Raw genomic sequence first — 14,347 nt, forward strand, 5'->3', positions numbered from 1 at the left:
GATGCTGCACGGTGTCAGCGAGCGGCCGTGATCACGGTCGGGCCGTCGCGCACCACCAGGTGCGGAGCGACGAGCCTGTGCATCGGGTCGGCCGTCGACGATCCGGGATGCACGCGGCCGCCGTGCGTGCCTGTCAGCAGGTCGAGGACGCCCGCCGCCACCTCGTCGAGCGGCTGCTCGACGCTCGAGAAGCCGAGGGATGCGGCGACCGGCGTGTTGTCGTAGCCGACCACCGGGATGCGGCCCGCCGTGGCCATGAGCGCGCCGAGAGCGAGCGAGTCGCTCGTGCAGACCACCGCATCCACGGTGCCTGCCGCGCGTTCGAGGCGGCGCATCGCGTCCGCGCCGAAGGTGACGCCGTCTTCGGCGGCGACCTCGAGGGAGGCGAGGTCGTCGTCGCCGAGGCCGCTCCCCGCGCGCATGGCGTCGAGCCAGCCGCGGCGGCGGTCGTCGCCGGTCCCCGAGCCGCTCGGCCAGCCGACGAAACCGATGCGGCGCGCTCCGGTGCCGAGCAGGTATGCGGTGGCGTCGCGCAGCCCGGACGAGCCGTCGACGTCGACCCAGAGGTGCTGCGGGTCGGCCATGTCGTCGATGCCCCACGGCCGGCCGAAGGTGACGAACGACTGGCCGTGCTCGATCAGCCACTCGGTGCGCGGGTCGCCGTGGAAGGTGGAAGTGAGTACGAACGCGTCCACGTCTGCGCCGTCGCTGAGCCGGCGGAACTGCTCGATCTCCCCCTCCGGCCCGGATGCGGTGAACAGCAGCACGCGCAGGTTCATCCGGTCGGCCTGCTCGGTGAGCGCGTGCAGGAACCTGTCCAGGATGCTGCCGGAGATGCCGTCCGTGGTGATCGGGTCGAGGCGGATGCCGATGGTGGAGCTCTTCTGGGTGCGCAGGCGCCGGGCGGAGGCGTGCGGCCGGTAGCCGAGTTCTGCGATGGCGGCCTGGACGCGTTCCCTGGTCTCCGGGCGGACCAGCTGCGGGGAGTTGAGGACGTTGGAGACGGTCTGGCGGGAGACGCCTGCGACGTCGGCGACGTCGCTGACCGTGGGTTGAGCACCCATGTCTCTCCTCTCCGTCGGCTGGATAAGACCCTAGCGTGGCGCCGCTTGACACGTTGGGAACGCGGTGGTTATCTTGGCAGCACCCCGATTTGATCGTTCAAAACACAATCTAGCAGTGCAAAATTTGATCGATCAAACCCGTTAGACAGACCAAGGAGGTCCGATGCCCGCGACGATCGCCCCGCATCCCTCCCGTCCCGTCTGCCCTGCCGATCCCGGCTGCCCCGGCAGCCAGCTCAGCCCGGCCCACACAGGCCGCCACAACCGCCGGCTCAGTCCCGCCCACCCGGGCGCCCACACCCGTCCCTTCCCCGCCTGACCCCCCTGTGCGTCCGATGACGGGCGCACTCACACCAAGGAGAGAACACATGCAACGACCTTCACACCGGTGGCTCGCCGGCGGCGCCGTCGCCGTCGCGACCGCCCTCGCCCTCACCGCCTGCGGCTCCGGCTTCAGCGGCGGGAGCGGAGACGACTCGTCCGGCAAGCTCACGTCGTCCGACAAGGCGCTGACCGTCATGATCGGCTCGTCCGGAGACGCGGAGACCGCCGCGGTCAAGTCCGCGGTCTCCGACTGGTCGAAGAGCGACGGCACCAAGGCGTCCGTCGTCGCGGCGAGCGACCTCAACCAGCAGCTGTCCCAGGGCTTCGCGGCGAAGAAGCCCGCCGACGTCTTCTACCTGTCGACGGATGCGCTGGCCGGGTACGCCTCCAACGGCTCGCTGCTCGCATACGGAGACCAGCTCTCCAACAAGAGCGACTTCTACCCGAGCCTGGTGAAGTCGTTCACGTACGACGGCAAGTTCTACTGCGCGCCGAAGGACTTCTCCACGCTGCAGCTGATCATCAACACCGACATGTGGTCGGCCGCCGGCCTCACCGACAGTGACATCCCGAAGACGTGGGACCAGCTGCAGGCCGTCTCCAAGAAGCTCACCGGCGCCGGCCACGTCGGCCTCGGCATCTCCGGCGAGTACGCGCGCATCGGGTCGTTCATGACCCAGGCGGGCGGCAACCTGATGAACGACGACAGCACCAAGGCCACCGCCAACAGCGACGCCAACGTCAAGGCGCTCGACTACGTCAAGACGCTGCTCAACGACGGCGACCTCAAGTACGCGAAGGACCTCGGCGCCGGCTGGGGCGGCGAGGCGTTCGGCAAGGGCCTGGCCGCGATGACCATCGAGGGCAACTGGATCACCGGCGCGCTCTCGTCCGACTTCCCGAACATCAAGTACAAGGTCGTCGAGCTGCCGAAGGGCCCGGCCGGCAATGGCACCCTGCAGTTCACCAACTGCTGGGGCATCGCAGCCGACAGCCCCAACCAGGCGGCGGCGCTGAAGCTCGTCGAGAAGCTGACGAGCAAGGACGACCAGCTCGCCTTCTCCAAGGCGTTCGGCCCGATGCCGTCGATCAAGTCGGCCGCCGACGAGTGGAAGTCGCAGAACCCGGACCTCGTCCCGTTCCTCAACGCCGCCGACTACGCCAAGGGCGTTCCGACGGCCAAGGGAGCGGCCGACGTCGTCACCGACCTCAACAGCAAGCTCGAATCGCTGTCGACCGGTGACCCGAAGGCGATCCTGGATGCGACGCAGAAGAACCTCGAAGCCCTCCTGAAGTAGCCGAGTAGCCGAGTAGCCGAGTAGCCGAGAGCCAAGCACAATGTCGCAAACCACGAGTCGGTCTCGTCGTTCCGGAATCCGGCGCGGCGAGGCCGCCTCGGGGTGGTTGTTCACCGCCCCGGTCATCCTCCTCCTCGGGGTCTTCCTCGTCGTCCCCGTGCTCATGGCACTGTGGGTGAGCTTCTCCGACTGGGGAGGCCGGGGCAGCCCCTTCTCCTCCGGGGTCCACTTCGTGGGCTTCGAGAACTACCAGGCGATCCTCTCCGGAGGCGGACTGGCCGAGCAGGACTTCGGCATGTCGCTCAAGAACAACGCCTGGTACGTGGTGCTGGTGGTCCCCATCCAGACCGCCGTCGCCCTCGGGCTGGCCGTGCTGGTCAACCGGGCGATCCTGCGCGGGCGCGGCTTCTTCCGCACCGCCTTCTACTTCCCGTCGGTGACGAGCTCGGTCGCGATCACGGTGCTCTGGCTGTTCCTGTTCAGCACGACCGGCGCCGTGAACAAGGTGCTCTCCTGGGTCGGGATCAACGGACCCAACTGGTTCAACGATCCAGACGGCATCGTGCACAACTTCCTCGGGCTGTTCGGCGTGAAGCAGGGGCCGAGCGCCCTCACCCAGAACACCCTGCTCGGCGTCTCCTGGTGGGACTGGCTCGGCGGCCCGTCCGTCGCGATGAGCGCGTTCGTCATCATGGCCGTCTTCACCACGAGCGGCACGTTCATGCTGCTGTTCATCGCCGCGCTGCAGAACCTCGGCGGCGACATCACGGAGGCGGCGATGATGGACGGCGCGAACGGCTGGCAGCGGTTCTGGCGCATCACGCTCCCGCAGCTCCGCCCGACGCTGTTCACGGTGCTCACCCTCGGGCTGATCGGGTGCTGGCAAGTCTTCGACGCCATCTACACCGGCACGCGAGGCGCGCCGGGCAAGACGACGCTGACGCCGGCGTACCTCTCATACAAGAGCTCGTTCGTCGACCAGGACTGGGGTCAGGGCGCCGCGATCGCGTTCATCCTGTTCGTCATCATCGTGGTCTTCACCATCTTCCAGCGCTGGGTGCTGCGCGAACGCACCGTGTCCAAGCGCCGGATGCGGTTGTACCAGCCGGCCGTGACGGCGTCGTCAGAGCCTGCCCAGTCGGCAGACGGCAACGCAGACAGCAGTGCAGACAGCAGAGGAGTCCGCCGATGACCGCCGGGACCACCACCTCCGATGCCGCGAACACGATCGCCGTCGGCACCCTCGCGAACGCGCAGCCCCCGCTCCGCCCTCAGCGGCAGCGGTCCACCGGCTCCGTCGTCGCGTCGTCGATCACGTACGCGATCCTCGTGGTCATCGCCGTCATCTACATCGCGCCGTTCCTCATCCAGCTGGCCACCTCGTTCAAGACGGACGCGGATGCGACGGCCAACCCGGTGTCCCTGATCCCGGAGACCTGGACGACCGCCGCGTACACGAAGCTCTTCCTCAACTCCGACTTCCCCACCTGGTTCAAGAACTCGATCATCGTCACCGTGTTCGTCACGGCGGGGCGCGTGTTCTTCAACTCGCTGGCCGGCTACGCGCTCGCGCGCCTGCACTTCCGGGGCCGCGGCGTCGTGTTCGCCGGGCTCGTGGCCGTGATGTCCGTGCCGGTCGTCGTGCTGCTCATCCCGAAGTTCCTGGTCATCAACCAGCTCGGGATCTACGACTCGTACGCGGGCATGATCATCCCGCTGCTGACGGATGCGGCCGGAGTGTTCATCATGAAGAACTTCTTCGAATCCATCCCGGCCAGCGTCGAGGAGCAGGCGCGCATCGACGGCGCTGGCACCTTCCGGGTGTTCTGGTCGATCGTGCTTCCGATGGCGAGGCCGGCACTCATCACCATCGTCATCCTGTCGTTCCAGGGGTCGTGGAACGAGCTCGCGCACTTCATCGTGTCCACCCAGGATCCGTCGCTGACCACGCTGACCAAGGGCGTCGCCGGGCTGGCGAGCGGGCAGCTGAGCCAGGGCAGCCAGTACCCGATCAAACTCGCGGCGGCGGCGATCATGACCATCCCGGTCGCCGTGCTGTTCTTCATCTTCCAGCGGCGCATCATGAACACCAGCGAAGGGGCGGTGAAGGAGTGACCGCCGCAGCGCCCACCATCGTCGCCACCTGCGGCGGCCTCACCCCCGGCACCTGGACCGACGCGGTCTACGGCCCGCTGATTGAGCACGCCGTGTCGCTCGCCCAGGTCTCCGGCCGCCGTCCGCGGGTCACGCACGTCAACACGGCGGGCGGAGACCAGCGCCAGATCGAGGGCACCGAACTCGAAGCCGCGCGTCTCGCGGGCGTCGACGCCGTGCATCTGCGTCTGTTCCCCCACCCGAACGTGGAGGACGTGCGCGCGCACATCCTGTCTCAGGACGTGGTCTGGGTGAGCGGAGGCAGCCTGGTCAACCTTCTGGCCGTGTGGCGCGCCCACGGACTGGATGCGGTCTTCCGCGAAGCCTGGGAGGCCGGCGTCGTGCTCGCAGGAGGGTCGGCGGGTGCGCTCTGCTGGCACAGCGGAGGGACGACCTCGTCGTTCGGCCCGCAGATCGGCGCGGTTCCGGACGGGCTGGGCCTACTGCCCGGCTCCCTCGGCGTCCACTACGACTCCGACCCGAACCGCAGGGTCGCCCACCGCGCGGCGGTCGCCGCCGGGGTCCTGCCGGACGGCTACGCGCTCGACGAGGGGGTCGGCCTCGTCTACGAGGGCACCCGCCTCGTCGAGGTGATCGCCGAACAGCCCGGCCGCTTCGCCTGGCGCGTCGAGCGTGACACGGCGAGCGCCGACCCGTCCTCGCCGGGCGTCCGCGAGAGCAGGATCGTGCCGCGCACACTCACTTCGACCAGAACATCAGACAACCCCCACTCCGAGGAGGCGTGAACGCCACGATGACCCAGCCGCTCCAACCCCTACTGCACGACAGTGTCGTGGTGCTCACCGCGCCCAGCCAGGCGTGGTCGACAGCAGACGGCACCGTCGACGGCCGGGGCATCCACGGCTTCTACCACTCGGACCTGCGGGTCCTCGGCGGTATCGGGCTCACCATCGACGGCGCGACACCGGAGCACATCGCTACGGGCTCCCCCGACGCGGCGACGGCCGTGTTCACCTCCCTCGCCCGCGGCATCGACGACCACACCGCAGACCCCCGCGTGCGCATCGACCGCACCAGAAGGGTCGACGCCGGTTCCCTGGTGGAGTCGATCACCGTCAGCAACGCGCTGGCCACCGCCGTCCAGCCCACCGTCGAGGTGTCGCTGCTCGCCGACTTCAGCCCGATGCAGGTGGTGAAGGCCGGACTGACCGGCAGCGAGCATCCCGTGGTCGCGACGGCGACGGCGGACGGGGTGACGTTCGCATCCGGGGTGGTGGCCGCCACCGTGGTCGCGCCTGCTGCCAGCGTGGCGGTGGACGACATCGGCGCGACGCTGACCTGGACCGCTGAGATCCCCGCGCACAGCGCCGCCACGTTCACCTGGCGCATCGAGGTCGACGACCCGACGGCCGTGGTCTCCGGGGCGGAGCCGTCGCAGGACTGGGCATCGTTCACCGCCGCGACGGGCGACTCCCGTCTCGCCGCCTGGCTGCACCGCGCGCTCGGCGATCTGCAGGCGCTGCGCACGTCCACCACCGACCGTCCGGAGGACGTCTTCCTCGCGGCTGGCGCCCCCTGGTTCTTCACGCTGTTCGGCCGCGACTCCCTCTGGGCGGCCAGGATGCTCCTGCCGCTCGGCACCGACATCGCCGCCTCCACGCTGCGCGTGCTCGCCTCGATGCAGGGCACCGAGACCGTGAACGCCACCGCGGAACAGCCGGGCAAGATCATGCACGAGCTCCGCCCCGCCGCGCTGACCATCCCCGGCGAGGGCGTCGTGCTGCCCCCGCTCTACTACGGCACCGTGGATGCGACGGCCCTCTGGGTCACACTGCTGCACGACGCGTGGACCTGGGGCATGCCCGCCGCAGAGGTGGAAGCCCTGCTGCCCCACCTGGAGGCCGCCCTCGCGTGGATGCGCGACTACGGCGACAGCGACGGAGACGGCTTCCTCGAATACGTCGACACCACCGGCCACGGCCTCGCCAACCAGGGCTGGAAGGACTCGGGCGACTCCATCCAGTGGATGGACGGCACCCTCGCCGACGGACCCATCGCGCTCTGCGAGGTGCAGGGCTACGCCTACGAGGCCGCGGTGGGCGGCGCGGAGCTGCTGGAGGCGTTCGGCCGCTCCGGCGCCGACGAGTGGCGCACCTGGGCTGCGGAACTGAAGGAGCGCTTCGCCGCATCCTTCTGGATCGACGACCCCGACGGCGCATACCCGGCGATCGCCCTCGACAGCGCCAAGCGCAAGGTCGACACCGTCACCAGCAACATCGGGCACCTCCTCGGCACGGGCATCCTCACCGCAGACCAGGCCGCACTGGTGGCCCGCCGTCTGGCCTCCCCCGAGCTGAACTCGGGCTACGGGCTGCGCACCATGTCGTCGGCGTCCGGGGGATACTGGCCGCTGAGCTACCACGGCGGCTCGGTGTGGGCGCACGACACGGCCATCGTCATCACCGGGCTCGCCCGCGAGGGCCACACGGCCGAGGCGGAGGCGCTCGCGAGCGGCCTGCTCGCCGCCGCGGAGGGCTTCGGCTACCGGATGCCCGAGCTGCACTCCGGCGACCCGGCGACGCTCACCGCGACCCCCATCCCGTACCCCGCCGCGTGCCGCCCGCAGGCCTGGTCGGCAGCGGCGGCGGTCGCCGTGCTCGGGGCGCGGCTCGGTCTCCGCGCCGACGCGAGCGCCGGAACCCTCTCGGTCTCGCCGGCGCCCGGCGTCGGCACCATCGAGGTCGACGGTCTCCGGTTCGCCGGGGAGCCGGTGAGCATCGCGGTCGACGACGCCGGGGTGGTCACCAGGAGCTGAGGGGCTGAGCAGCGGAGCGCAACTGCGGGAGCCCCCGGCGGGGCTCCTACAGCTGCGCCATGATCTGCCTGGCGATCACGCGCCCTGCGCGGTTCGCGCCGATGGTGCTCGCCTGCGGGCCGTACCCGGCCAGGAAGATGCGCGGGTCCTGCCACGACGCACCGGATGCGACGGTCAGCCCTCCCGACTTCTCGCGCAGCCGCAGCGGAGCCAGGTGACGCAGCTCCGGGCGGAAGCCGGTGGCCCAGATGATCGCGTCCGCGCGCGTGAAGGAGCCGTCGTCCCAGCGCACGCCGTCCCGCTCGATGGCGGCGAACATCGGCCGCTCGACGAGCAGCCCGCGCGCGATCCCGGATGCGATGCGCCTGGTGCGAGGGACGCCCGTGCCGCTCACGATGCTGGGCAGCGCCCCGCCCGCGCGGGCGGCAGCATCCTGTGCGGCCACCGCCGCGACGCCGCCCTCGATGGTCAGCTCGGACTCGTCCTTGAACTCGACCGGCCTGCGGGTGGCCCAGACGACCGCATCCGCCACGTTCTCGAGCTCCAGCAGGAACCCGATCGCCGACGTCCCCCCTCCGACCACCACCACCGACTGCCCGGCGAACTCCTCGGCCGCCAGATAGCCGGAAGTGTGCACGTGCCGCCCGGCGAACGCGTTCATCCCCGGGTAGTACGGCACGAACGGCGCGCCCCAGGTACCGGATGCGTTGACCACCATCCGCGTCGCCGTCTCGCCGCGGGTGTGCTGCACGATCAGGTCGGCTCCGCGGTCGAACACGCTCGTCACGGTGACGGGGCGCTGGACGTCCAGCCCGAAATGCTCCTCGTAACGGCGGTAGTAGCCGGCGACGATGTCCTTGGCAGGGAGCGACCTGTCCGCGGTCTCGAAGCTGATGCCGAGCTCGGCCATCCCCGGCAGATCGTTGACGTGGTGAGCGCTGCCGAGCTTCAGTGCATCCCAGCGGTGCTGCCACGCTCCGCCCGTGCACGGACCGCGGTCGTAGACGATGAAATCGGTGCCGGGAGTCAGCTCGAACCGGCGAAGATAGTAGGCGACAGCGAGACCTGCCTGGCCTGCGCCGATGATCGCCACCTGAGTGTCGGTCCTCGTCGTTGTCACGCGCCCATCCCATCATGTCTCGCTGTGCGCGAACTAAGGGCCACTCAGGTCCTACATGCTAAACTAGACGCTAGTTTTCACGTTCATGTTCGGATTCCCGGGTGGCTCATCTCCTACCCGGCCTGGCACCGTAAGGGGGTCACGCATGGGGCGCGGCCGTCAAAAGGCAAAGCACACCAAGATTGCGCGCGAGTTGAAGTCATTCAGCCCGAACGTGAACTACGACGCGCTCGAACGTGAGCTGACGGGACACTCTCACAACGACGAGCAGTACGAGAAGTGGGCGGACTACGAGCCCGAGGGCTACAAGGACGACTACGAAGACGAGGAAACGCCGAAGCGCGCCTGACGGCCCCGGCGGATGTCGTGCATCACGGCCGGCTCCCGCACCTCACAACCACCCCTGTGAGGCCGCGATCGTCGCCGCTTCCGAGCGGTTTCGCGCGCCCGTCTTCCCGATCGCGTTCGACAGGTGATTGCGCACCGTTCCCTCGCTGAGGTGCAGCTCCCGTGCCATATCGGTGACGCTCCCTCCCCGGGCGGCCACGGACAGCACCTCCGTCTCGCGCGGCGTGAGCGGCGACGTCCCCGACGCCAGCGACTCCGCCGCCAGCGTCGGATCGACCACCCGCAACCCCTGAGCCACCCGCCGCACCGCGTCGGCCAGCTGCCCGGACGGCGTGTCCTTCACCACGAACCCGGATGCGCCCGCCTCCATTGCGCGCCGCAAGTAGCCCGGCCGCCCGAACGTCGTGACGATCAGCGACCGGCAGTCCGGATACTGAGCCCGCAGAGCTGCGGCAGCCTGGATCCCGTCCAGGCCCGGCATCTCCACGTCGAGGAGCGCGACCTGCGCCGCCGACGCTCGTGCCGCATCCACCACCTCGTCGCCGCGTCCCACCTGGGCGACCACCGTGAGATCCGGTTCGAGGTCGAGCAGGGCGGCGAGCGCACCGCGCACGAGCGCCTGGTCGTCGGCCAGCAGCAGCCGGATGGGTTCTGTCACGCTTCCGCCTTCCGCACCGTGAGGCGCACACCGCCGTGGGGGCTGGCACTCACCAGCACCCTGGCCCCGACCGCGCGGGCCCGCGCGATCAGCCCGTCGAGCCCGTTGCCACCTGCCGGCGGGAGCGCCACGCCTCCCGGCGCGCGCTGATCCGCCGCCGAGCCGGGTCCCACGGCGCCGACCCCGGCCATCCCCCGGCCGTCGTCGTCGATCTCCAGCCTGTCCTCCGCCACAGTCACCCAGCAGTTGCGCGACCCGGAGTGCCGGATCACGTTGGTGACTCCTTCGCGCAGCACCCAGCCGAACAGTTCCCGCAGCTCGGGGTCGACGCCGTCGCCGTTGCGCGGCAGGTGCGCCTCGATGTCGGCGGCGGCGAGCGCAGCCTGCGCGGCGGCCAGCTCGGTCGACAGGCTCATCTCGCGGTAGCCCGCGACGGCGGCGCGCAGGTCGGCGAGCGCCGACCTGGCCAGGCGCTCGATGTCCGCGATCTCGTCCTCCGCCCTGGCCGGGTCGAGCGGGACGAGCCTCCTGGCCAGTTCCGACTTCACCGTGACGACGGTGAGCGAGTGCCCGAGCACGTCGTGCATGTCGCGCGAGAACCGGGCGCGCTCCTCGATCACGGCCAGCCTGGCGATCTCGCCCTGTGCCTCCCTCAGCGCCCGCAGCGACGCGATCTGACGGGAGAAGGCCGACATCATCACCCCGATGGACACGGTCACGAGGGCGATGTACCAGCTGTCGTCGAACTCGCCGGCGAGGAAGATGATGGCCAGCTGCAGCGCGCCGATGATCCCGATGATGATGAGCGATGTCCTCGCGCTGGTCAGCACCATCCCCGCCGCGCAGGCGACGTACACCCAGGTCCAGGTGGTCGCCGTCCCGATGAACGGGAACAGCAGGCAGGTGAACGCGAAGTACACGCCGACCCCGGTCAGCCGCACCCGTTCGCTCTCCCACCACAGCAGCGGGGGAAGGAGCAGGAAGCCGACGTAGACGACCACGAGCAGCGCGGTCGCCGTGACCTTCGTGGCGGTGTCGCCCACCGCCGTCCACAGGCCGACCAGTACCGAGATCTGGTAGAGCAGGCCGATCATGGCGCCCGGATACCAGCGGCGTGCGGCCGGGTGGGTGAGGCGCGGGACGACTCCGGCCGGGCGGCCGCTCTCTGTGCTCTGCACGCTCACCAGCCTAGGCCGCACGCCGTCAGCTGCGCGCGGCATCCCGCCGGTAGCGCCAGATGATGAACGCGCCGAGAGCGAGAGTCCAGCCGGCCAGCACGAGGGCGGGCGAGAGGATGTCGCCGCTCTGGTGGGCGCCCATCTGGCCGATCCTGTTGAGCCAGTACGACGGGACGATCTGGGCGACGTTCGCCACCCAGGCGGGGAAGATCTGCAGCGGAACCCACAGGCCGCCCAGCACGGCCATCCCCATGAACACCGCCATGAAGAGCGGCTGCGCGAACTCCGGCTTGGCGAACTGGCCGATCAGGATGCCGAGCAGCGCGAACGGGATGACCCCGCACCAGATGGCGAGCCCGGTCGTGAGCCAGTTCCCGAGCGAGAGCGGCGGGTGGTAGAGCAGCTCGGAGACGGTGAAGATGACGACGATGGACACCAGCGCCATCAGCATCGCCGTGATCGCCTTCGAGACCAGGTAGCCGGTGCCGGTGAGGGGCGTGATGCGCAGCTGGCGGTTCCAGCCGATGGAGCGCTCGGTGACGATGTTGAACGCCTGGGACAGCGCCGCCATCATCCCGCCGTAGCTGGCGACCTGGATGGTGGTGACCACGATCCACGGGAGCTTCGTCACAGGGTCCACCTGCCCGCTGCCGCCGAAGCTGCCGCCGAACGCGACCAGCATGATGAGCGGGACGGCCAGGGTGAAGATCATCGAGCGGGCGTTCTTGAGCTGGCGGAAGGATTCCAGCCCGAGGTAGGCGATGCTCATCGGAGTGCTCCGTTCGTGATGGTGTCGGTTGTGGGCGCGGTGGTGGTGGGCGCGCTGGTGGGCGCGGTGCCGGCCAGGCCCGTCGCGCCTTCGGTGAGGGCGAGGAACGCGTCGTCCATCGTGTGCGCCGTGACCTCGATGTCGTGGATGTCGTCGTGTGCGACGAGCAGGGCGCGCAGGGTGGCGTCGGAGTCGTCGCTGACGATGGTGAGCTGGCCGGAGCGGTGGTCGAGCGAGCGGACGCCGGGGAGACGGCCGAGCGCATCCCGTGCTGCGTCGGTCCAGTCGAAGTCGATGGATGTGCGGATCCGGCGCCCGGACACGACCGCCTTCACCTCGTTGGGCGTGCCGTCGGCGACGACGACCCCCTTCGAGAGCATCACGATCCTGTCGGCGTACGTGTCCGCCTCGTCGAGGTAGTGCGTGGCGAAGACGACGGTGCGTCCTTCGTCGGTGAACTCGCGCATCGACTGCCAGAAGGTGCGCCTGGCCTCCACATCCATCGCCGCGGTCGGCTCGTCGAGGAACAGCAGGTCCGGGTTGGAGACCACGGCGACCGCGAACCGCGCCCGCTGCATCTGCCCGCCGGACAGCTTGCTGACCTTCTGCTTGGCGATCTCGGTGCACCGCGCCCGTTCGAGCGCCTCCTCGACGCTCAGCGGATGCGCGTGCGCCGCGGCGACGAGCGCGACCGACTGTGCGACGGTGAGCGTCGGCAGCAGCGCGCCGCCCTGCAGCATCGCCCCGACCCTCCCCTGCTCGATGGCATTGCGGGGGCTCTCCCCGAACAGGGTGGCGGTGCCGGACGTCGGATGCGCGAGCCCGAGCGCCAGGTCGATGGTGGTCGACTTGCCCGCGCCGTTCGGCCCGAGCAGCGCGACGACCTCGCCGGGCGCGATGCTGAGACTCACGCCGTTGACGGCGTGCAACGAGCCGAACGACTTCCGCAGGTCGGTGAGCTGGATGGCTGGTGTCTGATTCACCCTCTCAGACTGGCGGCGCGGAGGCGGCGGGGAGCAGAGCGGATGTCAGGGATGCCGGGTGACATTTGTCATGGGGGTGGGGAGCGGGTGAGGGGTGTGGCAAGCGAGCGGGCTGCGAGATGCGGCCGGGGTGCGACGAGCGCGCGAGATGCGACGAGCGCGCGGGGTGCGTCCGCCGCTCACACCCGCGCTTCGCGCGAGCCGCCGAACCGCACCAGCCCGACCACGCCCAGGATGCCACCCGCCGTGAGCAGCGCTGCCCCGATCAGCATGGCCAGATCTTCGGCGTGGGCGACCGGCGAGGGGCTCGTCGGGTCGCCGGCGGGGAGGACGGAGTCGCCGCCGATGCCGCCGGAGCGCGATGCTCCGGTGACCGCGGCGCCGCCCGGGGTGGACGGGACCGCGGGGAGCATGATCGTGGCGGCGGCCGCATCCACGGTGGTCGTCGCGCGCTGCAGCAGCACGAAGAACGTGGATGCCTGCGCCCCGGGAGCGCGCACCGCGAGCCGGATCTCGATGGCGGCGCTCGTCTGGCCGTCGTGGAAGGCGAGAGTGCCGCGGGAGGCCGTGTACTCGGTCCCGGCGACGGCGGTCCCGTCCGCGGTGGCGTAGTCGACGGAGGCCGCCCCCGCACCGGATGCGCGACTCACCGTGACCGTCGCCGTACCGCCGTCCGCGGCGGGGGTGACGGAGGTGGCGGTGACGCCGAGCGCGCCGGTGGCGGTCGTGACCGTGAGCGGCGACGTGCGGGTGGACGGGCGCAGCTGTGAGCCGTCAACCGGGCGGTACGCGGCGGTCACGGTGTGGTCGCCGGGCGGCGGAGCGGGGAGGTCGGCGCGGGCAACGCCGTCTGCGCCGACGGCGGCGGTCACGGGCGCTGCGCCGTCGACGGCGAACTCGACGGTTCCGCCGGTGGGCGGCGCGAGGAACAGGCGACCGACCGCTGCGGACGCGGTGATGGTCGCGCCGGACGCCGCGACGCGCGGGGCGGAGAGCGCCACGGTGGTGACGGTGGCGCAGGACGGGGCGTCGGCGTCGATGGTGACGGTCGCGCCGCCGAGCTGCCAGGTGGCGGACGGGGTGCTGCGCGCATCCAGGGTCAGCGACCAGACGGCGTGGTGCTCGCCCGGCTCGAACGCGGTGGGCTGGCCGCGGTCGGCGCGGCCGGGCGCGAGGCCGTTGCTGCCAGCTGCCGCCACGACCCGGAGGGTGTCGTGCGCGGAGTTGCGGTAGCCGAGCAGGACGGTGCGCGAAGTGACCGTGCTGCCGAGCGGCGCATCCACGATGCAGTCGACGAGCGGCGTGAGCGTCCCCGGCGGGACGGCGGAGGCGGGAGCCGGTGGCGACGACGGTGTGGATTTGGAGGACGGTGCGGACGTGGATGAGCCGGCGGCAGTGGCGGAGGGCGACGGCGTCGCGGTGGCGGGCGCCTTCGCGGTGGCAGGCGCGCTCGCGGCGGCGGCCGCCTTCCCCGCGGAGGGCGTCGCCGCTTGCGCGGGAGCCGCCGCGGCCTGCGCCAGCAGCGCGCCGCCGCTCACGGCGACGACGAGTCCGGCAACGCCGAGCATCCTTCGGATACTGGAATACTTGGCGGCCACGACCGCAACTCTAGCCGGTGGGGGCCGACCGGCGCGTCTACCACAACGGGTGACACCACGAGATGCCACCAACTGTC

General features: G+C 70.5%; 14 protein-coding genes. 7 read left to right on the plus strand and 7 right to left on the minus strand.

All coding sequences use genetic code 11. The features are described from left to right. Positions 1-14: 14 nt before the first annotated feature. Positions 15-1,064 carry a LacI family DNA-binding transcriptional regulator gene (locus ACN6M5_RS11245; protein WP_434949834.1) on the minus strand — a complete coding sequence of 350 codons (1,050 nt, stop codon included), beginning with the start codon at positions 1,062-1,064 and terminating at the stop codon, positions 15-17. Positions 1,065-1,227: 163 nt separating this feature from the next. Between ACN6M5_RS11245 and ACN6M5_RS11250 the strand changes: the two genes are divergently transcribed. Genes ACN6M5_RS11250 through ACN6M5_RS11275 form a run of 6 tightly spaced genes read left to right on the plus strand, consistent with a single transcriptional unit; the run spans position 1,228 to position 7,616 of the window. After that, positions 1,228-1,383: a hypothetical protein gene (locus ACN6M5_RS11250; RefSeq protein WP_434949836.1), complete on the plus strand. Its 156-nt coding sequence runs from the start codon at positions 1,228-1,230 to the stop codon at positions 1,381-1,383. A 49-nt stretch (positions 1,384-1,432) separates the two neighbouring features. Next, complete coding sequence (locus ACN6M5_RS11255) at positions 1,433-2,686, plus strand: sugar ABC transporter substrate-binding protein (RefSeq protein ID WP_434949838.1); 1,254 nt, start codon at positions 1,433-1,435, stop codon at positions 2,684-2,686. Between the two features lie 40 nt (positions 2,687-2,726). Beyond that, complete coding sequence (locus tag ACN6M5_RS11260; protein ID WP_434949840.1) at positions 2,727-3,878, plus strand: carbohydrate ABC transporter permease; 1,152 nt, start codon at positions 2,727-2,729, stop codon at positions 3,876-3,878. Next, positions 3,875-4,801 (plus strand): carbohydrate ABC transporter permease, encoded by a 927-nt coding sequence (locus ACN6M5_RS11265; RefSeq protein ID WP_085370911.1) that lies wholly within the window; start codon positions 3,875-3,877, stop codon positions 4,799-4,801. Before ACN6M5_RS11260 ends, ACN6M5_RS11265 begins: the two co-directional genes overlap by 4 nt. Then, positions 4,798-5,586: a Type 1 glutamine amidotransferase-like domain-containing protein gene (locus tag ACN6M5_RS11270; RefSeq protein ID WP_434949843.1), complete on the plus strand. Its 789-nt coding sequence runs from the start codon at positions 4,798-4,800 to the stop codon at positions 5,584-5,586. Before ACN6M5_RS11265 ends, ACN6M5_RS11270 begins: the two co-directional genes overlap by 4 nt. An 8-nt stretch (positions 5,587-5,594) precedes the next feature. After that, positions 5,595-7,616 carry a glycogen debranching N-terminal domain-containing protein gene (locus tag ACN6M5_RS11275; RefSeq protein WP_434952381.1) on the plus strand — a complete coding sequence of 674 codons (2,022 nt, stop codon included), beginning with the start codon at positions 5,595-5,597 and terminating at the stop codon, positions 7,614-7,616. Between the two features lie 46 nt (positions 7,617-7,662). Here the strand turns inward: ACN6M5_RS11275 and ACN6M5_RS11280 are convergent, their stop codons facing one another. Beyond that, positions 7,663-8,736: an NAD(P)-binding domain-containing protein gene (locus ACN6M5_RS11280; RefSeq protein ID WP_434949845.1), complete on the minus strand. Its 1,074-nt coding sequence runs from the start codon at positions 8,734-8,736 to the stop codon at positions 7,663-7,665. Positions 8,737-8,881: 145 nt separating this feature from the next. On the opposite strand from ACN6M5_RS11280, the gene ACN6M5_RS11285 reads away from it, so the two are divergent. Next, the gene (locus ACN6M5_RS11285) at positions 8,882-9,085 is read left to right on the plus strand and encodes a DUF3073 domain-containing protein (protein WP_055898390.1); all 204 of its coding nucleotides are present in this window, start codon (positions 8,882-8,884) and stop codon (positions 9,083-9,085) included. Between the two features lie 42 nt (positions 9,086-9,127). Here ACN6M5_RS11285 and ACN6M5_RS11290 read toward each other — a convergent pair whose 3' ends face one another. From ACN6M5_RS11290 to ACN6M5_RS11310, 5 genes are all read right to left on the minus strand, one after another. Next, positions 9,128-9,742 carry a response regulator transcription factor gene (locus tag ACN6M5_RS11290; protein ID WP_434949848.1) on the minus strand — a complete coding sequence of 205 codons (615 nt, stop codon included), beginning with the start codon at positions 9,740-9,742 and terminating at the stop codon, positions 9,128-9,130. Next, positions 9,739-10,920 (minus strand): sensor histidine kinase, encoded by a 1,182-nt coding sequence (locus ACN6M5_RS11295; protein ID WP_434949850.1) that lies wholly within the window; start codon positions 10,918-10,920, stop codon positions 9,739-9,741. The genes ACN6M5_RS11290 and ACN6M5_RS11295 overlap by 4 nt, the downstream gene beginning before the upstream one ends. A gap of 25 nt (positions 10,921-10,945) precedes the next feature. Continuing rightward, a complete protein-coding gene (locus tag ACN6M5_RS11300) occupies positions 10,946-11,689 on the minus strand; it encodes an ABC transporter permease (protein ID WP_434949852.1) in 744 nt (247 codons plus the stop codon). Next, positions 11,686-12,672: an ABC transporter ATP-binding protein gene (locus ACN6M5_RS11305; protein WP_434949854.1), complete on the minus strand. Its 987-nt coding sequence runs from the start codon at positions 12,670-12,672 to the stop codon at positions 11,686-11,688. The genes ACN6M5_RS11300 and ACN6M5_RS11305 overlap by 4 nt, the downstream gene beginning before the upstream one ends. 179 nt (positions 12,673-12,851) lie before the next feature. Further along, entirely contained in the window at positions 12,852-14,270 is a 1,419-nt protein-coding gene (locus tag ACN6M5_RS11310) for a Calx-beta domain-containing protein (protein WP_434949856.1), read from the minus strand. Positions 14,271-14,347 lie beyond the last annotated feature (77 nt).

The organism is Leifsonia araucanica (genome assembly GCF_051161895.1).
Classification (GTDB): domain Bacteria; phylum Actinomycetota; class Actinomycetes; order Actinomycetales; family Microbacteriaceae; genus Leifsonia.

Coding starts and splice junctions, on each gene's coding strand:
- ACN6M5_RS11245 (WP_434949834.1), bottom strand. CDS start 1,064: ATGGGTGCTCAACCCACGGTCAGCGACGTCGCCGACGTCGCAGGCGTC.
- ACN6M5_RS11250 (WP_434949836.1), top strand. CDS start 1,228: ATGCCCGCGACGATCGCCCCGCATCCCTCCCGTCCCGTCTGCCCTGCC.
- ACN6M5_RS11255 (WP_434949838.1), top strand. CDS start 1,433: ATGCAACGACCTTCACACCGGTGGCTCGCCGGCGGCGCCGTCGCCGTC.
- ACN6M5_RS11260 (WP_434949840.1), top strand. CDS start 2,727: ATGTCGCAAACCACGAGTCGGTCTCGTCGTTCCGGAATCCGGCGCGGC.
- ACN6M5_RS11265 (WP_085370911.1), top strand. CDS start 3,875: ATGACCGCCGGGACCACCACCTCCGATGCCGCGAACACGATCGCCGTC.
- ACN6M5_RS11275 (WP_434952381.1), top strand. CDS start 5,595: ATGACCCAGCCGCTCCAACCCCTACTGCACGACAGTGTCGTGGTGCTC.
- ACN6M5_RS11285 (WP_055898390.1), top strand. CDS start 8,882: ATGGGGCGCGGCCGTCAAAAGGCAAAGCACACCAAGATTGCGCGCGAG.
- ACN6M5_RS11300 (WP_434949852.1), bottom strand. CDS start 11,689: ATGAGCATCGCCTACCTCGGGCTGGAATCCTTCCGCCAGCTCAAGAAC.